This is a genomic window from Paenibacillus sp. JNUCC32 (genome assembly GCF_014863545.1).
Lineage (GTDB): Bacteria > Bacillota > Bacilli > Paenibacillales > Paenibacillaceae > Paenibacillus_AQ > Paenibacillus_AQ lautus_A.
The window spans coordinates 5,022,538-5,048,005 of sequence record NZ_CP062260.1 but is presented as its reverse complement, the minus strand read 5'-3'; the positions used below and the strand labels follow the sequence as shown (position 1 = coordinate 5,048,005).

Genomic DNA, 25,468 nt, shown 5'->3' with positions numbered 1-25,468 from the left:
CACGGTTTGGTACACGACCTTATACAACGATTAAAGACGGAGTACAGCGATGAACTGTTCGAACAATTGTATCGTTTATATGCGGATCGGGCGATTCGAACGGCAGCCGCAGTCACCGGAAGTTCGGCAAGCGCCGCCGACGTGGTCCAGGAAACGTTTATCCGGGTTTACCGCAATCTGGGGTCCTATGATTTGAGCAGACCCTTTGAGCCGTGGTTCAACCGGATTCTCTATAACGAGTGCAACCGGTATTTGAAGAAACATGCGAAGATGGTGCCTTCGGAAATTTCCGAGGAGAGGGATCTTCCCTCCGAGAGCGACACCTATGAATTTGACCGGCACGGCGAGGTATATGAGCTGGTGCAGCGGCTGGATGATCCGCACAGGATTCCCGTTATTTTGAAATATTTGAATGATGTAGCCGAGAAGGATATCGCGGACATGATGGAGCTGAACGTCAACACGGTGAAGTCCAGGCTGTTCAAAGCGAGAAAGAAATTAAAGGAATGGATGCTGCAGAATAGGGGAGGGAATCAGCATGGGACGTGATCCATGGGATCAAGAGATTGCAGACGGCCTGAAAAAGGGGACGGATGACGCGATGCGACATAAAGACGAGATTTGGATGGCGATCAAGGAGCGGATTCATAACGAGCAAGCCCAGCAGCCGGCGGAGCCGGAGACCCGCTTCGCGCCAAGGGAATCGAAAGGGCGCCGCCGTTCGGGACGAAGAGCGGCCGGATGGATTGCGGGAACCGCCGCTGCGGCAGCCATCGTGCTGACCGTCAGCTTTCAGACGGCACCTGTCCAAGCGTTCATTGATCAGGTGAAGGAATGGTTCGCTCCTCAGAAGACGGTTGAACAGGAGCTGGAAGGCATGCCGGAAACAAGCGTGGATCAGCTGCATGAGGGAGCGGATTACGTGATTTATATGGATGAGAGCCGGTTTAAGATGGTTCATCAATCGGGCGTGGACCGCATTGAATTGAAGGAGAAGCCGACGGATGACCGCTATCCGGAGGTGTTCATGGAAATTTCGCAGGAGGGCATTGATCCGAAGAGCGCAGCGGAGCAGCTTCAGAAGGAGCTGCAAACGTATCCGAAGGTCGAGGCGAATCTCGTGGATGAACCGATTCAAGGCTGGGAGGTGCGTGCGGTAGGCGGCACCGGCGGCAAAGAGTGGGATGATCCGGTCATACGGTATTACGTGTTCGATAACGGGCAAGGCGGCAGCTTTGTCGTGAAGCAGCAGTACTTCCTGGAGGCCTCCGAAGGCTTCGGTGCACGCTTCCATAACATGATGAAGGAATTCCATATTACCTCCAATCATAATGGAGAGACAACGAAGGAGTAGTGAGCAATGAACAAGATTAGCGTGATATGGATTGCTGTCGTGGCCGTGCTGGTGATCGGAGGCTGCAGCAACGAAACTCCCCTGGTGGAGAGCGAGCCGGTGAACACATCCGTGCAAGGGCTTGAATTATCCAAGCAGCCGCAGCCGGAGGAGAAGAAAGAGGCAACTCCTGCCGGAGAGAGTGACGAGGCTTCAGAAGATCAATCGGTAGCGAAGGCAGCCGATCCGTCGCCGTCTGTTCCGGCCCCTTCCGCGGAAAATGCAACCCCTCAAGCAGACGCTTCAACCTCGAAAGAGCAGGGAGAAGATGTTGTTTCTTCCCTGAAAGAGCTGTCGCTGATAAACAAGACGATGGAAGAAGTCCGGCAACAGCTTGGGGAGGCGAAGACGACGGCTAAAGGCGGGGGATTCACTTCGTGGCAGTATGATCATCCAGGCAAGGCAGGCTACCATTATCCCGAAACCGCCGTTTCGGTAGATGTTCAGGGCCTCGATAGCGGAAGCATGAAGGCGCAGCTCATGATTAGCTTTAACGAGAACAATTTGGTGGACTCTTATTCCATCTATCACGTGGTCGATGGTGAAATTATGGCGTACCGCGTCACCGAAGCAGGGGCTGTGGAGGAACCGGGACAGGCGGATTAAGCAGGAGGCGTTTCTACAAGATAATCGCAGCAAGCGCAATGAATGATAACAAGTGCAAGGGATAGTCCGACCGGAAGGTGATGGACTATCCCTTGTTGTTGTTTATAGCTCGGATAGAATCGTTTGCAGACGGCTTTTTGTGTTAATTTATATAACATTAAATAATCTGAATGTCTGATGATGGGCTCCATATATTTCTGGATTTTATTAAATTTAAATCTATCAAAAAAGGCAAATTAATAGGGATTATCATCTATAAACTATCATTGTAAACGCTTTTTCTACTGCATGTAATATTTGTTATATTAAATAACATTAAATAGAATGATTCTAACGAATACATAGGTTTATGTTAGATAATATCACATTAACATCAGAGGAGAGTGCCATGATGAAACCAAAGTCGAAACGCCCGTTAGCAGTATGGAGTACCGCTGCATTTACCGCTTTTGTGATTTCTTTATCGCCTGTTGGGACGTATGCGGCCCATGCTGCGACGGTAACGGAAGTGAAAGGGACGGTTAGTGCGATTTCACCCGTGCAAACTCCTGCGGCGCCAGGCCGGAATACGACGGTTCCTCCCCTGTCGGAGGCCTCTAAACAATCGGCGAAGCCGAACGTGCTGGTGGTTGCGACTGGCGGCACTTTGGCGGGCCAATCGACGGATGCTACCAGCTTTCAATCCTATCGGGCAGGTACGCTGAAGATTGAAAACATGGTGGGCGAGCTTCCGAATACGGACAAGATTGCGGATATCAGTACGCTCCAGTTCGGCAACTCCGGGTCGAGCGCCTATACCATGGCCGATTTATACGATCTTTCCCGGACCGTCGACAAGGCGCTGGAGGTGTACGATAGCGTCGTCGTGACAACGGGGACGGATACGATGGAAGAGATTGCGTACTTCCTCGATCTGACGGTGCAAAGCGATAAACCCGTCGTTATCACCGGTTCCATGAGACCTTGGACGGTGATCGGTTCCGATGCCCAAGCGAACCTGTACAACGCCATCAAGCTTGCCGGAAGCGGCCGTACGGAATCCTTCGGCACGGTGCTGATGCTGAATGACACGATTCATCTGGCGCGCGGCGTAACCAAGACCAATGACTACCGTACCGACACGTTCGAAACGCCTATGCTGGGCGCGGTCGGATATATCGATGACGAGAATATCCGTATCTACCGGGCTCCCCTCCGTGCAATGAAAGAGGAAGGTCAGGGCAAACCGGTGTTTGATCTGAGCAAAATCTCGAAAGGGGATCTGGCGAAGGTCGAAATTGCGGTTTCTTATCAGGAGGCCGGCGGCGGCGCGATCAAAGGCTTTGTGGCAGATGGAGCTAAAGGCATCGTCACCTCCGGTACCGGCGCAGGCGGCATCTCGAGAGAGATGAGCGCCGCCCGCAAAGAAGCCATCGAAAAGGGGGTGGTCTTCGTAACTACGACCCGTACAGGCTCTGGCAGCGTATACGGCGGCGGAGAGGGCATCATTTCAGGCGACAACCTGAGTCCTCAACAAGCCCGCGTTCTGCTGCTGCTCTCCCTGTCCTTTACGGATGATTTCGATACGATCAAGGGTTGGTTCGCAACCTACGGAACGCCTGAAGTGTAATCTCAGTCCCAGTCATTTTTTAGCTGCTCCTTATTCCTACTGAACGATGAAATTCCTTCCACCAATATATTTGCCGCCGGGGATGACCCGGCGGTCTTTTTTTGTTCGCAAGCACGGAGGACAAATCGATATTGGCGTTCGTCGCATCCAGCGACTGAATAGCGTTCCGGGCATTGGGGCTAGCGCCGAGAAATTGGGATCTGCAGATGTAACGGGGCGTGAGCTTGACGGATATTTTCATCGGTTTATTGCTTTCTATGTCAGCTATTTGTATACTTTACAATAGTAAACGATTACTATAAGTGAGGGATCCTATGAAGAAGCCGACCACGATACATGATATAGCGAAGATGGCAAACGTTTCTTCGGCAACGGTTTCGCGCGTGTTAAGCAACAGCAGTTATCCTGTCAGCAAGGAGCTTAAAGAGCGCATCCAGCAAATCGCGAAGGAGTCCAATTATATTCCGAATATGCTCGGCAAACAGCTGAAGAAGAATAGCAGCAATACGATCGGAGTCATCATTCCTTCTATTGTGAACCCATTTTATTCTTCCGTCATTTTCGGAATCGAAGAGGTGGCCCGGCAGAATAATTTTACGGTTATCGTATGCAATTCCCTGCAAGATCCGGCGTTGGAGGATGAATATTTAAGGACGATCATGGAGAAGCAGGTCAAAGGCCTGATCATCTCCTCGATCTCCAAGGATAAGAGCCAGTTGACCCAGCTGATGAAGCTTGGCCTGAACGTCATCGCCATCGATCAGAAGATCGATGAGGATAACATTAACCAGATCGAGTTCGACTACCACAAGGCCGGTTACATCGCAACCAAGCATCTGCAGGAGAAGGGGCATACGCGCATCGGTTATGTCACTTCCAAGCTGGATCGTCCAAGCCGCCGAAGCATTCATCAGGGCTATATGTCGGCGATGAAGGATGCAGGTCTCAAACCGCTGGTGGTCGAGTCCCCGACCGAGGAAGTGTATAACGCGATCACCGAATTCGATACGGGCAAGCAGCTCACGCAGAGACTGCTGGAACATTCGCCGCAGCCGACGGCGATATTTGCGTGCAATGACATGATGGCCTTTGGGGTGATCAACGAATTGTCGCAGCGCGACATTCAGGTGCCGGAGCAGATTTCGGTAATGGGCTTTGACGGCATTGACGTGGGGCAGATGATTCATCCGCCGCTCACAACGATAAAGCAGCCCGATTACGAGATGGGGAAGATGGCCTGCAAAATGCTGCTGGATATGATGCAGGGCGACGATAGCCCGATGTTTGATGTTATGCTGCAGCCTAAATTGCTGGAGCGAAAATCGGTCCGGGATATCCGGGAGAACAAGTGAATACAAGGATGGGATAAAGCCCGGGCATTTCAAAAACGCTCGGGCTTTATTTGTTGTTAATAAAGATATCGATTACTAACTTTTTTCCTATCCGTTTCTTGATTCAGCATGTGGAAAACAATCCCTGTTAAACCTCGGAATACCTTATATAACGCTCGAAGTCAGACTTATATTATAAAAATAATCGATGGGAGCATAGAAAACTCTATTCAAGAAAGGGCTTCCATGCTATACTCGTTACAGAAATCGATTACTATAAAATGAATACCATTGGAATGAGTTGGAGCAGAAAACACGCAATCTCTATTTGTAATTCAAAAAGGAGGGTTTTCAATGTCTAAAAAGGTAAAGGTAATCTCTTTGATGCTGGCGTTTATGATGATGTTCACCGCATGCTCCTCATCCGGCGGGTCAACCGATGAGGAGGTCTCGCCGGGGGAAGCGGAAGGCAGCAAAGAGAAGGTGACGCTCAAGATTGGGCTCCCTGGCAGCTATGAGGTGACGAGCAAAGAAATTATCGACGGTTTTATTGCGTCCCACCCCCACATCAACGTTGAAATCCAAGAAGCGCCGTGGGGGGACTTTACGTCCAAGATCGCCACGCAGATTGCAGGCAACACGATGCCGGATGTCTGGTTCCAAGAGAACGCCACCATACTTAGCTACGGGGAACGCGGTGTGGCAGAGGACTTGTCCTCCTACATTGAATCCGACCTGAAAGCGGACGAATACATCGACGGCCTGTTCTCCGCCAAAACGCCGGAAGGGAAGATCTGGGGCGTCCCCCACGGTATTAACCCGATTGCGCTAGCGTACAACCAGGATGTCTTCGAGAAGGCCGGCGTGCCGGTACCGACCGACGACTGGACCTTTGACGACCTCATTGAAGCCTCCAAGCAGCTGACGATCAAGGAAGGAGACCAAACCAGCCAATTCGGATTCATCGGTTCCTTTTCCATAACCAACGGCTGGTTTCCTTGGATCAAGCAGGCAGGCGGCTCGGCCTTGGACGACACCCTGACGAAATCGCGGTTTGACGATCCCAAAACCGCGGCCGGATTACAGCAGCTGTATGACGGTTTGGATCAAGGCTATTTTGCCGATATCGATTACCTGAAAGCGAACGGCGGCGAGCTCGAAGTATTCGCGAGCGGCAAGGCCGCGATGTATTTCCTTCAATACAGCCTGCAGGTGAATATGAACGAGAGCTTTGCCGATACGAACTGGGATGTCGTCAAAATTCCGAAAGGGGTTGACGGCAAGCGCTATGTTCCGATGGTAGCCAACACGTGGCTGGTCTCCTCCAGAGCGAAGCAGGAATCGAAGGATGCCGCCTGGGAGTTCCTGAAATATTACCTCGGCGATGAAGTGCAGGATATCATCGTCAAGACGGGATCCACGCTGCCCGTGAAGAAGTCGGCGCTGGATCAATTGAAGGACAGCACAACCAAACCGCTGAACAAAGCGGCTTTCACGGACGGCATTAACGAAGGCGGCGTTACCCTGGACGAGAATGCTACATGGAGCGAATGGCGCATTCTGGTGCAGCAGGTGGTCAATGAAATCATGGTGGGCAACGTTTCGGTGGAAGACGGCGTGAAGGATATTCATGCCAAGGTTCAGGATGTGCTGGACTCCGGTAAATAACTTTCATGGGATCAGGGCGGATGCAGTCTTGGCGACGTGTCGGATTGCATCCCTGCTCCGTTAACGAAAGGCAGGTGTGTCATGCAGAAACAAGGATACTGGGGTTATATCTTCACATTGCCGTTTGTCATCAATGTCGTGGTTTTTCTCTTATTTCCGATCCTCTTCTCCACGTATATTTCCTTCACGGAGTGGGATTTGTTTAACCCGCCGAGGTGGATCGGACTGGACAACTGGGTGCGCGTCCTGAACAAGCACGAGTTCTGGGTGTCCATCCGGAACGTGTTTGTGTTTGCGCTCATCTTCGTGCCGATTCAGACGTTAATGGCATTCGTGATCGCATTCATGCTGAATCAGGCCATCCGGGCCAAGGGCTTGTTCCGGCTGTTCTATTTCCTCCCCGTCGTGACACCGTGGATCGCCGGCGGCGTGGTCTGGGTGTGGATGTTCAACTATCAATACGGCGTGATTAACTGGGTGCTGGAGTCTGTCGGCCTTGCCCCCGTCAAATGGATTGACAGCAGCCATTGGCTGATGGTCATATCCAGCATCGCGATCGTTCAGGTATGGAAGGGCGTGGGCCAATCCATGATCATGATTCTGGCCGGCATGCAGAACGTTCCGAAAGAGGTGCTGGAAGCCTCGCAGATCGATGGCGCCAATGGCTGGAAGCAGCTGACGAAGGTGGTATTCCCGATGGTGACGCCGATGGTGTATCTCGTCATGATTTTGTCTACCATCTCGGCATTCCAGGCATTCGACGTGTTCCTCGGTCTGTTCGGCTCCATCACCACGGGCATACCGGAGAGAAATATGGTGCCGAATCTGCTGGTGTACCGGGACGCGTTCCTGCTCTTCAAGATGGGACCGGCATCGGCAACGGCCTGGCTGCTGTTTGTCATCATCCTGAGCTTCACGTTGTTCCAGAAGTATTTCGAGAAAAAGTGGGTGCACTATGACTAAGACGACTCACCCCTTGCTTAAGGTGCTGATGTACCTGCTGCTGATTGCCGGTGCGGTTTTCATGGTGTTCCCTTTCATATGGATGCTGTCCACGTCGCTGAAGACGGTTGGCGCCATCTCGCAGATGCCGCCGCAGCTCATCCCGAATCCGCTGAATTGGGATAACTATGTGACGATATGGAATAAAGTCGACTTCGGCCGATATACCTTGAACAGCTTTTTCATCGTTTCGATCGAGATGGTGGGATCCTTGGTCTCCAGCGCTTTCGTGGCCTTCGGGCTGGCGATGTTTACCTTTCGGCTGCGGGGGCTGATCTATATGATCATGCTGGCTACCCTAATGATTCCGTCGCAAGTGACCATGATCCCGACCTATTTCATCTGGAAGGAATTCGGGGCGTTGAATTCGTATTACCCTTTGATCGTGCCCAGCTTTCTGGGCGGGGCGTTCGGTATTTTCCTGATGCATCAGTTCATTAAATCCTTGCCCAAAGAGCTGTATGAATCGGCTACGATCGACGGCTGCAGCCCGCCGGGCATATTCTTCAAAATTTATTTGCCGCTGTGCAAGCCGGCGCTGGCCGCGCTGGGCGTATTCACCTTCATGGGCGCGTGGAACAACACGCTGGGCCCGCTGATTTACCTGCAAGACAAGGAATTGTACACATTGCCGCTCGGCTTGCTCTACCTGAAATCGGAGAACGTCAATCAAGCGCTGCTGATGGCGGGGGCCGTTATTACGACGCTGCCGGTCGTCATCGTCTATCTGTTCGCGCAGAAGCAATTTGTTCAAGGCATCGCTTCGACAGGGATGAAAGGCTGAAGGAGGAACTTACGACATGAAGAAGTACGTGCTGGTCGGCGCTGGATCGAGAGCGCTGTATATGTTTGCTAAGCCGATGGTTACCGACTGGAGAGGTGCCCTTGCCTTTGAAGGCGTGTATGATGCCAATCCGGTGCGGGCGCGCTTTCTGAGCGAGGAGTGCGGGGGGATCCCCGTCTACGATGATTTTGACGGAATGATCGCCGCCGCGAAGCCGGATGTCGTGATCGTGGCGAGTACGGATTACACGCATCATACCTATATCGTGCAAGCCTTGAGGGCAGGCTGCGACGTCATTAGCGAGAAGCCGATGACGATTGACGAAGACAAGTGCCGGGAGATACTGCAGGCGGAGTCGGAGAGCGGCAAGAAGGTGACGGTCACGTTCAACCTTCGGTTTGCGCCTTATTTTGCGACCGTGAAGGAACTGCTGCTGCAAGGAGTCATCGGAGATGTTTACCATATTGATCTGGAGTGGTTTTTGGACCGCCGGCATGGCGCGGACTATTTCCGCAGATGGCACGCCGAGATGAAGAACAGCGGCGGGCTGCTGGTTCACAAGTCCACGCATCACTTCGACATCGTGAACTGGTGGATGAACAGCCGTCCCGCGGAAGTTCATGCGTTTGGGACGAGACGGGTGTACGGGGACGACCGGCAGGACCATGGAGCACGATGCCTGACTTGCCACCGGAAAGACGAGTGTGAGTTCTATATGGATATCGAAAAGGATCCGTTTCTTGAAAAATACTATCGCCAGGCGGAAGAAGCTGACGGCTATTTGCGGGACCGCTGCCTGTTTGACGGCCGGATCGACATTTATGACACGATGTCGGTCAATGTCCGGTACGACAATGATGCGATGCTGACCTATTCCCTCGTCGCCTATAGCCCGTATGAAGGCTGGCGCGCCGCGATCAACGGCAGCAAAGGCCGGATTGAGGTCTCGAATGTATACAGCAACGCGGATATGAAGCAAGGGGAAGCGAGCCGGATTCATATTTTCAGAGCCGATGGCACGGAAGAGCTGGTCGAGGTCAATACATCGGCCGCCGGTCACGGCGGCGGGGATGCGAAGCTGCGCAAGGCGCTGTTCGAAGGCGGGATCGAAGATCCGCTAGATCAACAAGCCGACAGCTCGGTAGGCGCCGAATCCCTTCTGATCGGCGCCACGGCCAATCGCTCCATTGCCGAAGGCCGGGCGATGAAGCTGCCGGACGTTTCGCCGACGCTCGTCAACAGGAGTTCATCGAGATGAACAGCGTTCAGGAACTGGAGCAGTATGTCTGCACGCTATACGACACGCGGGATCAGTTGAAAGCGCATGTGTTCGAGCGTTCCGATGCCGCATTTGCCGCCGGGGATGCTATTCGCGATTCCATCGTCACGGCCGAGGCGGCAAGAGAGCGGCAGGAGGCCATAAGGGCAGCCTTCCTGAAGTCCATCGGCGGTCTTCCCGATGCATTCGCGAACCTGGAAAGGGAGGAAACGGCGGCCTTCGGGGAGGAAACATCGCCTGACAGCTCTCCGCTTAAGGAACGTTCGCGCTGGTCCGCGGGGGACGCCGGCAACATGTCAGGTGGCAGAACCGATACCCTTCTTAACGGACGCACAACGGGATGTATTCGCGGAACCGGCTTTCAAGTAGAGAAGGTGATGTTCGAGTCCCTTCCGGGGTATGCCGTCACGTCGAATCTGTATCTGCCCGATCACCGGGAAGAACGCTCCGCGGCCGTCCTGTTTCTGAGTGGGCACGAGCTGGGGGCGAAGCATGATGCCTATTATCAGCGCGTCATCCAGCACTTCGTCCGGGCGGGCATCATCGTGCTGGCCATGGATCCGATCGGGCAGGGCGAGCGCCTTAGCCTTCATGATTTCGAGGATCGGGAAGGGAGCGTCCTATGGGGAACGAAGGAGCATCAGCAGTATGGCGTTCAGTGCCATATGCTCGGCGACAGCGTAGCCCGATATTTCGTTCACGATGCCATGCGTGCCATCGACTACTTGTGCGAACGGCCCGAGGTCGATCCTTCGCGGATCGGCGTAACGGGAAATTCCGGCGGCGGAACGCAGACGGCCATGATGATGGTCTGCGATGAACGCATTGCGGCGGCGGCTCCCGCCACCTTCATCATGAACCGGCAGCTGTACATGCATGCCGGCGGCGTGCAGGATGCCGAGCAGGTATGGCCGGGCCTGTCCGGGCTGGGTTACGACCATGAGGATCTGCTTATCGCTTTTGCGCCGAAGCCGCTGATCGTGTTGGCGGCAGAATACGATTTCTTCCCGATTGAAGGCACGCGGCGCACCGTTGATCGCTGCAGGCGCTTCTGGGAGCTGCTCGGTCACCCGGGCGACCTGCAGCTTGTGACCGACGCCTCGACGCACCGCTATACGGATCGGCTGGCCGCGGCGGCCGCGGCATTTTTCGTCCGGCATCTCGAGGTGAAGGTTGTTCCCAACGATGCCATGAAGATCGAGGCGCTGCCTCCGGAACAACTGTGGTGCAGTCCCGGCGGTCAGGTGTACCGGGATAAGGCGGACGGAAGGACGATCCGGGACTTCAATGCCGATCGCTGCGACCAGCTGGCAGCAGCCCGTTCGCTGCTGCCGACGCAGCAAAGACAGGATCAAGCAAGGCAGTGGCTGCAGGAGAAGATTTACGCCTCCCGGAAGCCTTGCGAATTGAACCCGCGCATCATTGGGCTGGGCGCAGTGGAGGGCCTTGAGGCCGATTATCGCTTGTGGTGGTCGCAGGAGGGCATCATGAACAGCGGTTATGTATTCCGACTGGCCGAGGATACAGCCGAACGAAGGCGGCCGCTGACCGTTGCCGTTTGGCGGGGAGGGACCCGTCAGCTGAAAGCGCATTGGGCCTGGATTCAGGAAACCTGCCGATCCGGCCGCGCCGTGCTGGTGCTGAACACGTCCGGGGTCGGTCCTCATGAGCCCTATCCGATCTATGGTAAGCCCGCGCGTTCTTATTTTGGGGTGCTGCATAAGCTTGCCGATGATTTGATCTGGCTCGGGGACAGTTTGGCTGCGCTGCGCACGTACGATGTCATCCGGTGCATGGAGGTTATCTCCCACTTTGATGAGTGGCAGGCGGGAGCGGCCCCGTTCTATACGGTAGGTCGGGAAGGGTTGTATGTGCAGCTTGCCGCGGAGGTTGACCATAGAATCGGCGCGATTACGGCCATTCATCCTGTGAGCAGCGCAGCCGATCTGGTCAGGGCTCGGCAGCTTGAGGAGGAGGAAGCGATGAGCGTCGTGTTTCCCGGCATTTTCAAGATGCTTGATCCCTCCGAGCTGAACGAACCGCGGGTAGAATATCGTTGGCAACTAGAGGGAAAGGATGTGGAAGGACATGAGTAAACCAAAACCACTAACGGTCACGCTGGTCGGAGCCGGCCTTCGCGGCATGATTTACAGCGGATATGCGCTCCAGCGACCGGAGGAGATGCAGATTGTTGCCGTTGCCGATCCGGATGAGGTGCGGCGCAGCCGCTGCCAAGCGAAGTTCGGGATAGCGGATGAGCAATGCTTTGCAAGCTGGGATGAGCTGTTTGCCGGCCCCCGTCAATCGGATGCGGTCTTCATCTGCACGAGGGACCGGGACCACTATGAGCCGACCATGAAGGCGTTGGCAGCCGGGTATCATGTGCTGCTGGAAAAGCCGATGTCCCCGGAGTGGCAGGAATGCATCGATATGGGCCGGCAGGCGGAAGCCTTCGACCGTACGTTAACGATTTGCCATGTTCTCCGGTATGCGCCTTTTTTCCAAGAGCTTAAACGGCTGCTCGATGAAGGACGAATCGGCCGCCTGATGTCGATCCAGCACAACGAGAACGTCGGCTATTGGCACCAGGCCCACTCGTATGTGCGGGGATATTTCAATAACAGCGAGTCATCCAGTCCGATGATTTTGGCCAAATCCTGCCATGACTTGGACATCATGCAATGGCTGGCGGGAGGCCGATGCCTAAGCGTGGCCTCCTATGGCCACCTGTCGCATTTCCGTCCGGAGTCGGCTCCGCCCGGCGCGCCGAAGCGATGCCTGGATGGATGCCCGGTATCGCACGAATGCCAGTACTATGCGCCGAATACGTATTTGATCGAGAATGCGGGCTGGAAAGGCGAGGCTGCGAGCAACGACCCGAGTTACGAAGCGCGTTACCAAGCGATGCTGGAGGGTCCTTTTGGCCGGTGTGTGTACCACTGCGATAACGACGTCGTGGATCATCAGGTCGTCAGCATGGAGTTCGAGCATGACATTACGGCGGTGTTCACGATGAGCGCGTTCACGGAGAAATGCAACCGTACCATCAAGCTAATGGGCACCGAAGGCGAAATACGGGCCACGATGGAGACTAATGAGATCGAGATCCGCCGTTTCGGCAGCGGCAAGCAGGAAGTGATCCAGCTCGTCGATCCGGAAGGCCATGTAGGCCATGGCGGCGGGGATATGCGTTTGATCGCCGATTTTGTGAAGTCGGTTCAATCCAAGGGACAGCATAACAGTACAACCTCTGCCCAAGCATCGATCCAGAGTCATCTGATGGCGTTTGCCGCCGAGCGTTCCCGCGTAGAAAAACGCATGGTGAGGCTGGAGGAATTTATGAATAGCGGCGTTCTGGCCTAATGGCTTACATTTCTACAATGTTGTACAACAAGGAGGAATTATCATTATGCAGTTGAACATCTTGGAACATGCGGATCAGGCAGGCTTGGAGGCGGCCCGCGCTTGCGAGGCGATTCTCCGCGATACAATCGCGGAGAAAGGAAAAGCGCGAATCGTCCTGTCGACGGGCGCGTCTCAGTTTGAGTTTTTGTCGCACTTCGTGAAGCTGAATCTGGAATGGGAACGAATCGAAATGTTCCATTTGGACGAATACATCGCGCTGCCGGAATCCCATCCGGCGAGCTTTCGCAAGTACTTGAAGGAGCGCTTCCTGAAATATGCGAGCGTCGGCCAAGCTTGGCTCATCAACGGGGAGGGCGATCCCGAGGAAACGGTGAAGCGGCTGAACGAGGAAATCGTCAAAGCGCCCGTGGATTTGGCCCTGATCGGGATCGGGGAGAATGCGCATATTGCCTTTAATGATCCGCCGGCCGATTTTGATAACGATTCGCCTTATACGATCGTGAATCTCAGCGATACCTGCAAGAGCCAGCAGGTAAGGGAAGGCTGGTTTGCATCGAATGAGGAAGTGCCCAAACAGGCGATTACGATGACGGTCAAGCAGATTTTGAAGAGCCGCCATATCGTATCGGTCGTGCCTCATCAGGCGAAAGCGGCAGCCATTCAAAATACGATTCAAGGCGGGGTCGATAACCGGGTGCCGGCTACCATCCTGAAGAGGCATTCCAGCTGGATGCTGTATCTGGATAAAGCATCGGCAGCGCCGATATATCAATGGGCTTAGGCAGGGGGCACCTATGATGTGGCGTGGAAAGCTCCCGCACACCGGCGAGCCGGTTGAGGTAGAGTCGTCAGACGGACGGATCGCGGCCATACGACGGTTAGGTCAGGGGGATAAGACGGCGTTGCTGCCCTGGATCAGCAGCGGCTGGATCGATGTGCAGGTCAACGGCTTCGGCGGATACGATTTGAATGGAACCGTGACGTCGCAAAGCGACATTGAAGGCGTGACGCGGGCGCTGCATCGGTGCGGGGTCGCCGCCTACTTGCCGACGGTCATCACGGGCAGCTACGACCGGATGCGTCAAGCATTTCAGGCATTGTCCAAGTATGCCGGGTCCAAGCAGTTCGGGAGCGCCTCGATAGTCGGCATTCATATGGAAGGCCCCTATCTTTCCGATGAAGACGGCAGTCGCGGGGCGCATCCGAGGGAGTATATCCGGAATCCGGATTGGGATGAGTTTCAACGGCTTCAGGATGCGGCTGACGGGCTTATCCGGATGGTGACACTCGCGCCAGAGCGCGAAGGCTCGGTTCCATTTATAGAGAAGGTAGTCAAGGCAGGTGTTATCGTCGCGATCGGGCATACGATGGCAACCGGCGAGCAGATCGATCGGGCGGTGCAGGCAGGGGCAACGGTTTCGACGCATCTGGGGAACGGCTCGCAGCCCGTTTTGCCGCGCCACCCCAACTATATCTGGCACCAACTGGCGGACGACCGGTTATGGGCCACCTTTATACCGGACGGCCACCATCTGGCGCCCCCTGTGCTGAAAACGATGCTGCGGGCAAAACGGAACAAAGCGGTGCTTGTCAGCGATGCCGTCATGTTCGGCGGCATGGCTCCCGGAAGGTACAGCAGCCTCATCGGAGGCGAAGTCGAGCTGACAGCGGACGGGCGCCTGCATACGGTAGCGAATCCGGCGATACTGGCCGGATCCGCTTCTTCGCTGGAGGTTGGCATTGCGAATGCGATTCGCTATACGGATATGACGCTGGCGGAAGCAGTAAGCGCGGTCACGGTCCGCCCGGCTATGGTGCTGGATATGCCGCAGTTGGGCGAGCTTGCGCTCGGGAGCCCGGCGAACCTGACGCTGTTCGACTGCGATACGGACGGATCGGGCATGGTGGTCCGGGAGACCGTTGTAGCGGGCGAGAGGGTGTACGGTCCTGTTTGATGAACCAACACAAAAAAACCATCCTGATGCGAGCGTTCATTGCGCCAGCTCGCACGGGGATGGTTTTTCTTTTGATGTTATTTTTCGATATGCTCCACGAACCAGCGGACGATGTGGCTGAGGCGCCGGACCCGCAGGTGCGGATTGCCGCTGCGGGACAGGTTATGGTCCGCGCCGGGGAAGCGAATCAGCTGGGTTTCACGGCCCAGTCGCTTCAAGGCGATAAACAGCTGTTCTCCCTGCTCGATCGGGCAGCGGAGGTCCTGTTCGCCGTGAAGGATAAGCAGCGGCGTGCTGACATTCTTCACGTAAGCGAGCGGGGAGTGCTTCCACAGCTTGTCGAGATCGTCCCAAGGATTGCCCCAGATTTGATCCTGGGTAAAGGTATAGCCGATATCGCTGACGCCGTAGAAGGAAATCCAGTTCGATATCGAGCGCTGGGTTACCGCAGCTTGGAACCGGTCGGTATGACCGACGATCCAGTTGGTCATGAAGCCGCCGTAACTGCCGCCGGTCACGCCGAGACGGGAAGCGTCGATATAAGTGTAGGTATTCACAACATAATCCACGGCTTCCATCAGATCCTGGTAATCCCGCCCGCCGTAATCGCCTCTGACGGTATTGACGTGGACTTGACCGTATCCATGGCCGCCCCGCGGGTTGGTATAGAAAACGGCATAGCCGGCTGCTGCCAGCAGCTGGAACTCATGCATAAACGTGTGTCCGTACATGGCTTGCGGACCGCCATGAATCTCCAGCACGGCCGGGACCTTGGAGCCTTCCGCGAAGCCGGCAGGCTTCATGATCCAGCCTTGGATCGGCCAGCCGTCCGACGTACGGAACGTAAAGGACTCCGGCGTGCTTAACGTAAGCTCGTTCCACAGCTCCTCATTGCAGTTCGTCAGACGGCGTTCCTCGTTGCTGCCTGTAGTGAGGCTGAACAGATCGCCCGGCTGCAGCGGGTCGGCAGCGGCAAATACCACGTTTTCTTCCGGTGTCAGTGCGAATTGGTACACCTCGCGTTCACCTGCCACCACCAGCTCGAAGGAGGAGCCGTCCAAGGCAAAACGTCCAATATGGACGCCCCCATCCTGGCTGAGCTGAACGTAAACCGATCGGCCGTCCTTGCTGAACAGGGGAGGCGTTCCCGCCCCAGCTCTCATGTCGCTGACAGCGGCGTGCCCGAGCTGAACGTCCATGTCCGTGAAGAGGACGCGGGCTTCTCCGCCCGAGAGCGGAACCAGGTGGATTTTGGTCAGCGTGGCAAACCCGCAGCTGAGATCGCTGGCAAGCATGAGTACATGCTGCCCGTCCGGGGTGAACGCAATGGAACCGATCGAGAGGGTTCCGTCCGTGATTTCGGTTACCGATCCGCTGGACAGGTCCATGACAAACACATCGTTCGTCAAGCGAAGATCCGGGTCCGGGAAATGCTCCGTGGCGAGGGTGCTGCTGTATGCGATGCTGCCGCCGTCGGGTGACCAGGCAAAGGCATATACGTCAAAATCGCCTTCGGTGATTGGTTTGCATTCTTCCGTAGCCGGATTCACGATAAATAGATGATGTCGGCGGTCATTCCATAATCCGGGGCCATCGGCTTTATATTTAATGCGGTTAATGATTTTTTCTTCCGGCAGCTTGTGCTTGTCGTCTTTGTCTTTCTCTTCGCTTTCGGTAGATTCAGCCGCTTCGGCTTCGCTCCGAACCAGCAGGCGCGAGCTGTCCGGCGACCATTTAAATGCGCTGACGCCGTGCTTCAGGTCGGTAGCGGGGCGGGCTTCCCCACCGTTGGCAGGCATGATCCATACCTGTGGCTTATCGCCCTTTTTGCGCAAGAAGGCAAGCTCAGACCCGTCGGGGGACCAAGCGGGTGCTGCATCGGCTTCGCCGGAAGTGAAGGGAATATCCTGAGCGCCCCCTGCGGGAAGCAGGCGGATATGGGAACGGTAACCGTCGTGCTTTTCGCTCACGGACTTATGTACATAGGCTATGGCCCCGCTTGCGGGGGATACGACAGGGTCATTCACCCAGTGCATCCGGTACAAATCCTCGGGCGTTATAAGTCGCTTATCAGTCATGAATCATCCTCCTAATCTTCTTGTGTGAGTTAAACCTCATTATCCCAGATAATGGCATGGAAATCTAGATGAAATAGAGGGTAAGGATGTGAACGTTTCGATCCAAATGCTAGTAAAACAGAGGAGGATTTACAATAATTCTAGGCTGTAATCGAGGATTTGGAGACAGAGAAGAGCTTGTTATTCTTCAACTGGTCAATTTATGACATGAACCGTATCCGAGAATCTCGATAGGTGTCCCCTTCTCTTTTTGTTATAATTGAGATAGACTCTCAATTAGGAGTATGCAAATAAGACCAACTATATAGAGCTCGGGAGGAAATCAAATATGAACGTAAGTGAAGCTATCCGCACGCGCCGCAGCCTTGGCAAGGTCAAGCCTGACGCCGTACCGCAGGAGTTGATCGAACAGATCGTCGAAGCAGGAACTTGGGCGCCGAACCACAAGCTGACGGAGCCGTGGAAATTCTTTGTCATGCAAGGGGAAGGCCGCGACGTGCTCGGCAATGCCCTGGGGGATATTCAGGTGGCCGGCGGCGACGATACGAGCGAAGAGGCCGTGAACGCAGCGCGCGAATCGGGACGTACGAAGGCGTACCGCGCTCCGGTCGTCATCGGTGTGGCGGTTGAGCCGTCGACGGATCCGAAGGTGATTGAGCTGGAAGAGTACGGAGCGGTATTCGCCGGCATCCAGAACATGCTGCTGCAAATTCATGAGCTGGGTCTTGGCGCCGTGTGGAGAACCGGCGAGCCGTGTTTCCACGCGTTGATGAACCAAGCGTTCGGATTGAAGCCTGACGATAAAATGCTGGGTTTCCTGTACATCGGATATCCGGACATGGAGCCGAAGCAGGGGAAACGTCAACCGGCCGCGAACAAGACGGTATGGCTGAATAGTGCTGCAGACCTGTAGTTGATCTATCCCCGGCCGCAAAAATCCGGTATAATGACCCTAAGTTTATCGAAGGGTGCTGGGCATCCGGGGATTGACACTAGGGGAGTGTACATGGATGAAATTTCGGTTTAAACAGTGGGATCTGGGGAGCAAATTTATTTTTATCGCAACCTGTTTGGCGATAGCCTCTTTCTTTTTTAAATGGCTGGATATCGGCGTGGCTGCGGAGAACGGCTTTATGCAGGGCGGCGTGTTGTTCATCGTATGTTTCATCTATCCGTTTTTGAAAGTGGTTCGCGAGAAGAAGATGAACAAGCTGATTGCCTACGCTTTTGCGCTGGTCGCTATTTTCCTGACCATGATGTACGTGTCGTCCAAGACCATTGATTTTTTTGGAGAGACGATCAGAGGAGCGGCCGCTGGGCCGTATCTGTTTCTGGCGGCATGCGGGCTGCTGACCTTCGGTATTTTTAGACGCAAGGTTTAAACCGATAGGTTACATGCAAATGCCGTAACGATTAATAAAGGGCCGAGCCTATAGCAGCATGCTGCTCATAGGACGGCCTTTTTTGGCGATGAATGATGGGATTAGTTAAAAAATGTCCGCAGCCCTTGCAAGGGCTGTAACGTTGAGCGGGATACTGGGATTTTGATATACTGGAGAAAGCGGCCAAATATCCGCTGCATTACATAAACAGGAGGGATTTCAGAATGGCCAATCAAACTTTTACCGATGGACCTACTTTGAATGACGGCGTAAAAATGCCGTGGCTGGGCCTTGGCGTATGGAAGACCAAAGAAGGCGAAGAGGTTATTCAGTCCGTAAAATCAGCAATCGCTGCAGGGTACCGCAGCATCGATACCGCTGCCATCTACGGCAATGAAGAGGGCGTAGGGCAAGCCATTCGCGAATCCGGAGTTTCGCGGGACGAGCTGTTCATCACCACCAAGGTATGGAACGATGACCAGGGTTATGAGAAGACGCTGCAAGCTTTTGAGACGAGCCGCAAGAAGCTGGGGCTGGATATCGTTGATTTATATCTCGTGCACTGGCCGGGTAAAGATAAATACCTCGAGACGTGGAAGGCATTGATTCATCTGCAAAAAGAAGGCCTCGTTCGTTCCATTGGCGTCAGCAATTTCCAAATCCGCCACCTGCAGCATATCATTGAGGATACCGGCGTGGTACCTGTCGTCAACCAAGTGGAATTGCATCCGCTGCTTTCCCAGAAGGAGCTGCTGGGCTATGCACGCGAGAATCATATCGTTCTGGAAGCTTGGAGTCCGTTGATGCAGGGCAACCTCGATCAACCGGCACTCGCGCAGATCGCGGAGAAATACGGAAAAACCACGGCGCAAGTCATTCTGCGCTGGGACATTCAGAACGGCGTCATCGTCATTCCGAAATCGATTAAAGATCATCGGATCCGTGAAAACGCCGGCATCTTCGATTTCGAGCTTTCCGCAGAAGATATGGCGGCCATTGACGGCTTGAACCAAAACAAACGTTTTGGCTCCAACCCGGATGAGTTCCTGTTCTAAATTTCGTTTTCATATAAAAAAGCGAGCACCAACCCTGAGTGAGGGAAGTGCTCGCTTTTTTTGCGTATTCAATAGCAGGTGGAAAGCCCCCTTGGCATTATCGTCCTTCCTGGTCGTCCTCGGGAAACAACGGCTCGCCGATCGTGCCGAGCTTCCCATGCACCAGGTCCTCATGCAGCCGTCTTAACCAGTTCAGGTCGGTCTTGGCGTGCTCATACATCCCGATCATCAGGTGCTGCGTGCTGCGGGGGACGATATGCTGATGCTCCACGTATAGTTGGTACGCCTGGTTCACCCGGTGTTCGGCTTCCCGGATCCGGGTCTGCAGGATCGGGGCCAGAACGGCGGGGTCTGCGTGGCGCGAGAAGGGCAGCGCCATATACAGCGGGTGGTGCACGGGCTCGATGTCCCTGAACTTTTTGAGCAGCAGCTGTTCAAAAAGCTTGCGTCCGGATTCCGTGATCCGGTAGATGGTTTTGTCCGGACGGCTGTCGCTTTGGATGGTTTCCACGGCCTCGATGTATCCTTCCTTGGCGAGCCGGTCCACCGCGTAATAAAGGGAACCCATCTGGAGCTTGGTATATTGATCCATGCCCCGGTCCTTCATCTTGATCCGGATCTCGTACGGATGATGGTCTCCTTCCAGCAGCAAGCCCAGGATGGCCAGCTTCATGGACATGCCATCAGGCTCCCTTGGCTTTGGCGGGGGCTTTGGCGGGAACGGTCACCCGTTCGTTGCCCATCATAAGGACGAACACAAGCGCCAGCACCGCCGGCACAAGCGCCCACATGAACGTGTTCGCGATGGAATCGGCCAATGAAGCCGTGATCTGTTCGCGCACGTTCGGTGGGAGCTGCCCCATCACTTCAGGCGAAAGGACGGCATCCGCGTTTAACTCGGCACCGGCCGGCGCGTTTCCTCCGGCTTCCGCGAGCCGGTTGTTCAGGCCGTTGCGCTGGATGATCCCGAAGATTGTAATCCCCACCGTCATGCCGAAGGAACGAAGGAAGGAGTTCGTCGATGTTGCCGCGCCCCGCTGTCTGGCATCAAAGTTATGGATGGAGGCCATGCTGAGCGTGGAGAACGAGAACCCGACGCCAAAGCCGGTCAGGACCATGAAGAGCGTTAACAGGTAGCGCGGCGTATCCGGGCTGATCGTGCTCAGGCAGAAAATGCCTGTGATAAAGCACAAGACGGACAGGATCATGATGTTTCTAAACGAAGTCCGGGTCGTCAGCATACCGCCGCCTTGGCTCCCGAATACGCTGCCCAGCATCATCGGCATCAGAATGAGGCCCGAATTGGTTGCGGATCCACCGTACACTCCGCTGACGAAGATCGGGATGTAGATGGTTGCCACGATAAACGTTGCTCCATAGAACAAGGCAACGATATTGCTTGAAGCAAACAGGCGTTTACGGAACATTTGGAATGAAATAATGGGTTCGGCTGCTCGGGTCTCTGCGAACAGAAACACGATAAACAAAGCAATGAATCCCCCGAACAAGCCCAGAATTTGCGGGGAATCCCATGCATAGGTTTGCCCGCCCAGCTCCAGACCGAACATCAAGCAGATGATCGCGCCAACAAGCGTCGCTGCCCCGGTCCAATCGATCTTCTGTTTGGCATGGGAACGCGATTCCTTGTAAGACGTCATAATGAAAATGAAGGATACGATCCCGATCGGAACGTTGACATAGAATATCCATTCCCAGCCGATGCTGTCGGTAATAAATGCACCCAGCAGCGGTCCCATAATGCTGGAGGTGCCGAATACGGCGCCGAGCAGACCTGTCATCTTGCCGCGCTTCTCCGGCGGGAACAGGTCAAACACGATGGTAAAGGCAATCGGCATAAGAGCACCGCCGCCGATTCCTTGAATCGCCCGGTAAATAATAAGCTCTGTCATATTGTTTGCCATCCCGCAGAGGGCAGAACCAATCAGGAAGACAACCAATCCGAAGATAAAGAACCGCTTCCGTCCGTACATATCGGACAACTTGCCGAATATCGGCGTGCCGGCCATAACGGCAACCATGTAGATCGAGGTTACCCAGACGACTTGGTCGAAGCCCTGAAGATCGCGAATAATCGTCGATAACGCGGTCGCTACAATCGTGTTATCGATGGCGGCCATGAAGATGCCGAGCAGCAGACCAGCCACGACCAATTTGATGTTGCTTTGTTGTGCATTCATGTTAAGGATACTCCTTTTCCTTATTCAACTATGTACATATTATTCAAATTTGAATAATTCGGTGGTTATATTGTAGCCGGATTAACAGAAGTTGGCAAGATGTTGAATGCAAGGCCTGTCTCTACATTTTGTACAAGAAAAAACAAGGTCAACCCTGTATACGGGATGACCTTGAGATTATCGGGCGACAGCCGCCGGAATGCTGTTGCAGTCAAGACCCTTGTCGGCAGATTCGTTTCGGAAAGCGGCCGCATGGTTCGGATAATTTTTCAGCTCTGCATGTTTCGTGTGGTAACTTGCACGGGATAATGAAACGGAGATCAAGCGGATACTTATTTCCACAGGGGCCTCGGGTAAGGTATGACAGAGATTCGGCTGGCGATGGTAGCGTCTAACAGTTCATCTGCGGCGATTTTGGATCCAGCTGCATGAATTCGATCCGGTTGCCGTCCGGGTCCCTGGCCCAGCACTGCCAGTTGAAGTCTTTTCCTTGAACCGGCTCAACGTCCAGCTTCACGCCCTGCTTGCGAAGATGCTCCGCGATGCGCTCGATGTCTTCCACCTCAAGGCAGAGATGGGAGAATCCGACGGGCCGCTCTACACGGGCCGGTTTATTTTGTCCGCCGTAAAACAGCTCGATAAACTGTCCATCACGCACCTTAATGTACTCGATCCACGGTTCGCCCTGATCATTGGGAATATCAAAAGCACGGGTAAAACCAAGCACATCACAGTAAAAATGCAGGGATTTCTCCATATCGGCAACATCGAACGCCAGATGGGCAATTCCTTTAATCATGACGGCATTCCTCCTCGGTATGTATCAAAACATGAAATAAGATGATCTCTTATGTCCATTGTAACGCATTCTGTATACGCTTCCATATTTATTTGCGGCATCGGAAAAATAAAACCGGAATCCTGACTGAGCCGATCCGTTATGCAATGGAAAGCCTACTATCGTTATGCCGTCTTGGAATGTCAAAAACCCGAGGCCTGCGATAACAGGCTTCGGGTTTGGGGACATCGACGTGCGCTTGCGGCACGACAATTCATTCAGGCGGGTATCATGCTGCGTAGGAATGGCAAAAGCTGCGATAATCGTTGTATTCATGATTCCAGAAACCGCTATGTTTCACCTAACCGCTTTGTAAATCGAGCTATTTAGTAGAACGAATTGCCCCTAGCGCCTGTGATGCACCGGGACTTCTTTGCGACCCTGTTTCATGGGTGCCTGGCATAATGGACAGGACTTGCTCTCCCGATCCCTTGTGTTAACAGGGATACGTGCGTTGACTCGCTGCCAGCCCTTGCAATTAGGGCTGGTGCACAGCCATACGTCGACGATTTCCGTCGCTGCGGGAGCAGCCGGAGACTGCGGCTCGGGAGCAGAGCTCGACCCTGACCGTGAACCTGAACCGAAACGTTGGCTCGTCTGGTTAACGGCGCTCCCGGTCCTTCGTCCGGCAGAAGCGGAAGGCGATGAAGGCTTGGCCGAGGTTTCTATGCGGATCGTACGTTGCGCCGTAAAGGCTGTGCGGGCCGCTGACCCTGCGCCCTTGTTCGGTATGCTGTTGCCCTGTTTGCTCTGTTCATCCGTGAGGAACACGTCCCGGAAGAAGCGGGAAACCTCCGCTTTCCGTCCGCGATAAAAGCCCGGGGAGCTGATCACCAGTTCATCCCGTGCTCTGGTGATGGCAACATAAGCCAATCTGCGTTCCTCTTCCAGCGCATCCAAGGCTTTATCCTCTTTGTCCGACAGCGGGCGCTGATCGTCCCTGCGCTCGGCGTCCAAAGCGGACGTATGCGGCAGAATGCCTTCGCTAGCTCCAATCAGGCACACGGAGGGAAATTCCAGCCCCTTGGATTTATGGATGGTCATTAAGCGGACGGCATCGGCATGCTCATCCCGTTTCATGGCCGCCATTTCCTTATGGATGATGATCAGCCGGTCGACAAATCCGACGAATTCAGCGATATCGCCAAAGCGCTTCGCGGAAGCCTCCAGTTCATCCAGCCCTTCTTGAATGAATTCCTTATGGAGGGTAATCTCCTGCCGCTCGTCGGCCTCCAGGAATTTGTCGTAGAATTGGCGTCTCATTTCCTGCACGGCTTGAAGGGGCTCCATCGCCTTCAGGCTCTTGATGAGCTTGGAGCGTTCCCTTATATTCTCGATCTGGAAATCCTTCAGCCCGGGGAAGGAAAGAAGGTGCGACAGAGGCCCTTTCTTGGGCCGCGGAGCATCCTGCTGCCGGATGAAAGCCATGCCCTTGTCGCGGTTGATGTACAGCGTATGAAGCATGCCCTCCATCGCCGTGAAATTGCGCCGGTCCAGCGACAGCCGCAGATGATCCATGAGCGGCTTGACGATCCACTGCTCGTAGAACAGATCCCCATTCTCATAATGTATGAACGGAATTTCCCGCATCACGAGCTGCTCGAAGATCGCCCGGCTGTTGTTTGCGGTGCGATAGAGAATGGCATGGTCGCGGTACTGCTTCCCGTGCTCCCGGACCTGCTCGGTGATATGGGTCAGCAGCAGCTCCGCTTCTTGATCGGGATCGCCGGGTCGAAGGTAGAGCGGCACGCAGCTGCTCTTGCGGGTCGACCGCAGCTGCTTGGGGCGCCGCCGTTCATTGACGCGGATAATTTCGTTCCCCAGTCCGACGATCGAGGAGAGGGAGCGGTAATTGATATCGAGCGTCACGACCTTGGCCCCGGGAAACGTCTGGTCGAATTCCAGAATGAATTCGTTGCGCGCCCCGTTGAAGCCGTATATGGTCTGGTCATCGTCACCCACAACCATTAAATTGCGGTGCGGGGCGACGATTTTTTTGAGCAGCTCATAAGGCAGCAGTCCCGTATCCTGAAACTCGTCCACCATGACATAACGGTACCGCCTCTGAAGGGAGGCGAGCAGTCCGGAATCATGGGACAGCAGACGATAGGACAAGACCAGAATGTCGTCGAAATCCATCTGGCCATGCTCTTCCTTCCATGCTTCATACCGGGCAAAAATCTGCCGCTGTTCAACCTCGGCAGGCGTTTTGACAGGCAGCTCGTCAAGTCCGGTCATACTCATCCGATGGGCGGACCACAGCGATAGCAGCGTCTCGGCTTCGTAGCTATCCTGCAAGCCCATTTCCCGCAGAATGCGCTTCATGATAAATTGCTGATGCCTGGCGTTGCTCAGGATTTCCTGCTTGTAGCCGCGGGTTCGCAGCAAGTACAGGAAGAAGGAATGGAAGGTTCTGGCCGTTACCTTGGCTGTTTCGCTGGACCTCAAGCCGGGAAGCGCCATGATGCGTTCCTTCATCTCGGCCGCCGCCTTGGAGGAGAAGGTGACAAGCAGGATGGAAGAAGGGTCGACGCTCTTGGCGGCAATAAGGTAGCCTGTCCGGCTGACCAGCACGGAGGTTTTGCCGGAGCCTGCGCCAGCAAGCGTAAGCAGCGGTCCTTGCGTATGTCGTACGGCTTGGATCTGGGCGCGGTTCAGCAGCAGTCCCTGGGATTCCAAGCCGCGAAAAAAAGCCGCATCCGGCGCGTCATCGCGGATCAGGTCCCGGCTGTTCTCGAAGGAAGCCAGCTTCGCAAACGGAATATCCTGACGCTCACCGCCGTACGGGCGTTTATAAAAGGGTATGGATGTCATGAAATTCACCAATCATTTCGTTTATCGTTTATCGTCTTACCAGTTTAACGGATTCTCGGAAGTCTGGCAAAGTGCAGGATATGGGTAAGCGCATGGGCGAAGCTCTTATG

At 54.5% G+C, this 25,468-nt stretch carries 21 protein-coding genes; 16 read left to right on the top strand and 5 right to left on the bottom strand.

Going from position 1 to position 25,468, the window contains the following annotated elements; translation table 11 throughout:
* The first annotated feature begins 6 nt into the window (after nt 1-6).
* The 13 genes from JNUCC32_RS22380 (at nt 7) to JNUCC32_RS22320 (ending at nt 14,993) form a co-directional block, all read left to right on the top strand.
* A complete protein-coding gene (locus tag JNUCC32_RS22380) occupies nt 7-549 on the top strand; it encodes an RNA polymerase sigma factor (RefSeq protein WP_096774695.1) in 543 nt (180 codons plus the stop codon).
* Nucleotides 539-1,354 (top strand): hypothetical protein, encoded by an 816-nt coding sequence (locus JNUCC32_RS22375; RefSeq protein WP_096774694.1) that lies wholly within the window; start codon nt 539-541, stop codon nt 1,352-1,354. Before JNUCC32_RS22380 ends, JNUCC32_RS22375 begins: the two co-directional genes overlap by 11 nt.
* 6 nt (nt 1,355-1,360) lie before the next feature.
* Nucleotides 1,361-1,999 (top strand): hypothetical protein, encoded by a 639-nt coding sequence (locus JNUCC32_RS22370; protein ID WP_192569881.1) that lies wholly within the window; start codon nt 1,361-1,363, stop codon nt 1,997-1,999.
* Nucleotides 2,000-2,387: 388 nt separating this feature from the next.
* The gene (locus JNUCC32_RS22365) at nt 2,388-3,608 is read left to right on the top strand and encodes an asparaginase (protein ID WP_192569880.1); all 1,221 of its coding nucleotides are present in this window, start codon (nt 2,388-2,390) and stop codon (nt 3,606-3,608) included.
* A 314-nt stretch (nt 3,609-3,922) separates the two neighbouring features.
* Nucleotides 3,923-4,960, top strand: a complete 1,038-nt coding sequence (locus JNUCC32_RS22360) for a LacI family DNA-binding transcriptional regulator (protein WP_192569879.1) — start codon at nt 3,923-3,925, stop codon at nt 4,958-4,960.
* A 333-nt stretch (nt 4,961-5,293) separates the two neighbouring features.
* Nucleotides 5,294-6,607, top strand: a complete 1,314-nt coding sequence (locus JNUCC32_RS22355; protein ID WP_192569878.1) for an ABC transporter substrate-binding protein — start codon at nt 5,294-5,296, stop codon at nt 6,605-6,607.
* Nucleotides 6,608-6,688: 81 nt separating this feature from the next.
* A complete protein-coding gene (locus JNUCC32_RS22350) occupies nt 6,689-7,570 on the top strand; it encodes a carbohydrate ABC transporter permease (RefSeq protein WP_090910407.1) in 882 nt (293 codons plus the stop codon).
* Nucleotides 7,563-8,393, top strand: coding sequence for a carbohydrate ABC transporter permease (locus JNUCC32_RS22345; protein WP_009591862.1), 831 nt, complete (start codon nt 7,563-7,565; stop codon nt 8,391-8,393). The genes JNUCC32_RS22350 and JNUCC32_RS22345 overlap by 8 nt, the downstream gene beginning before the upstream one ends.
* A gap of 16 nt (nt 8,394-8,409) precedes the next feature.
* Nucleotides 8,410-9,651, top strand: a complete 1,242-nt coding sequence (locus JNUCC32_RS22340; RefSeq protein WP_192569877.1) for a Gfo/Idh/MocA family protein — start codon at nt 8,410-8,412, stop codon at nt 9,649-9,651.
* Complete coding sequence (locus tag JNUCC32_RS22335) at nt 9,648-11,768, top strand: alpha/beta hydrolase family protein (RefSeq protein WP_192569876.1); 2,121 nt, start codon at nt 9,648-9,650, stop codon at nt 11,766-11,768. Before JNUCC32_RS22340 ends, JNUCC32_RS22335 begins: the two co-directional genes overlap by 4 nt.
* Nucleotides 11,761-13,035, top strand: a complete 1,275-nt coding sequence (locus JNUCC32_RS22330) for a Gfo/Idh/MocA family protein (RefSeq protein WP_041621918.1) — start codon at nt 11,761-11,763, stop codon at nt 13,033-13,035. The genes JNUCC32_RS22335 and JNUCC32_RS22330 overlap by 8 nt, the downstream gene beginning before the upstream one ends.
* A 46-nt stretch (nt 13,036-13,081) precedes the next feature.
* Nucleotides 13,082-13,819 carry a glucosamine-6-phosphate deaminase gene (locus tag JNUCC32_RS22325; protein WP_192569875.1) on the top strand — a complete coding sequence of 246 codons (738 nt, stop codon included), beginning with the start codon at nt 13,082-13,084 and terminating at the stop codon, nt 13,817-13,819.
* A gap of 13 nt (nt 13,820-13,832) precedes the next feature.
* Nucleotides 13,833-14,993 (top strand): N-acetylglucosamine-6-phosphate deacetylase, encoded by a 1,161-nt coding sequence (locus JNUCC32_RS22320; RefSeq protein WP_192569874.1) that lies wholly within the window; start codon nt 13,833-13,835, stop codon nt 14,991-14,993.
* A gap of 77 nt (nt 14,994-15,070) precedes the next feature.
* On the opposite strand, the gene JNUCC32_RS22315 is transcribed toward JNUCC32_RS22320, so the two are convergent.
* Nucleotides 15,071-17,071 carry a S9 family peptidase gene (locus JNUCC32_RS22315; RefSeq protein WP_192569873.1) on the bottom strand — a complete coding sequence of 667 codons (2,001 nt, stop codon included), beginning with the start codon at nt 17,069-17,071 and terminating at the stop codon, nt 15,071-15,073.
* 328 nt (nt 17,072-17,399) lie between these two features.
* Here JNUCC32_RS22315 and JNUCC32_RS22310 point away from each other — a divergent pair, with 328 nt between their 5' ends.
* From JNUCC32_RS22310 to JNUCC32_RS22300, 3 genes are all read left to right on the top strand, one after another.
* A complete protein-coding gene (locus JNUCC32_RS22310; protein WP_012818767.1) occupies nt 17,400-17,984 on the top strand; it encodes a nitroreductase family protein in 585 nt (194 codons plus the stop codon).
* Between the two features lie 97 nt (nt 17,985-18,081).
* Nucleotides 18,082-18,453 carry a hypothetical protein gene (locus tag JNUCC32_RS22305; RefSeq protein ID WP_012818768.1) on the top strand — a complete coding sequence of 124 codons (372 nt, stop codon included), beginning with the start codon at nt 18,082-18,084 and terminating at the stop codon, nt 18,451-18,453.
* A gap of 224 nt (nt 18,454-18,677) precedes the next feature.
* A complete protein-coding gene (locus JNUCC32_RS22300) occupies nt 18,678-19,508 on the top strand; it encodes an aldo/keto reductase (protein ID WP_009594154.1) in 831 nt (276 codons plus the stop codon).
* A 97-nt stretch (nt 19,509-19,605) separates the two neighbouring features.
* On the opposite strand, the gene JNUCC32_RS22295 is transcribed toward JNUCC32_RS22300, so the two are convergent.
* The 4 genes from JNUCC32_RS22295 to JNUCC32_RS22280 form a co-directional block, all read right to left on the bottom strand.
* On the bottom strand, nt 19,606-20,187 hold the full coding sequence (locus JNUCC32_RS22295; protein ID WP_096774683.1) for a PadR family transcriptional regulator: 582 nt from the start codon (nt 20,185-20,187) through the stop codon (nt 19,606-19,608).
* Between the two features lie 4 nt (nt 20,188-20,191).
* Nucleotides 20,192-21,706, bottom strand: a complete 1,515-nt coding sequence (locus JNUCC32_RS22290; protein WP_096774682.1) for an MDR family MFS transporter — start codon at nt 21,704-21,706, stop codon at nt 20,192-20,194.
* A gap of 391 nt (nt 21,707-22,097) precedes the next feature.
* The gene (locus tag JNUCC32_RS22285) at nt 22,098-22,505 is read right to left on the bottom strand and encodes a VOC family protein (protein ID WP_192569872.1); all 408 of its coding nucleotides are present in this window, start codon (nt 22,503-22,505) and stop codon (nt 22,098-22,100) included.
* Between the two features lie 384 nt (nt 22,506-22,889).
* Entirely contained in the window at nt 22,890-25,358 is a 2,469-nt protein-coding gene (locus tag JNUCC32_RS22280) for a UvrD-helicase domain-containing protein (RefSeq protein WP_192569871.1), read from the bottom strand.
* Nucleotides 25,359-25,468 lie beyond the last annotated feature (110 nt).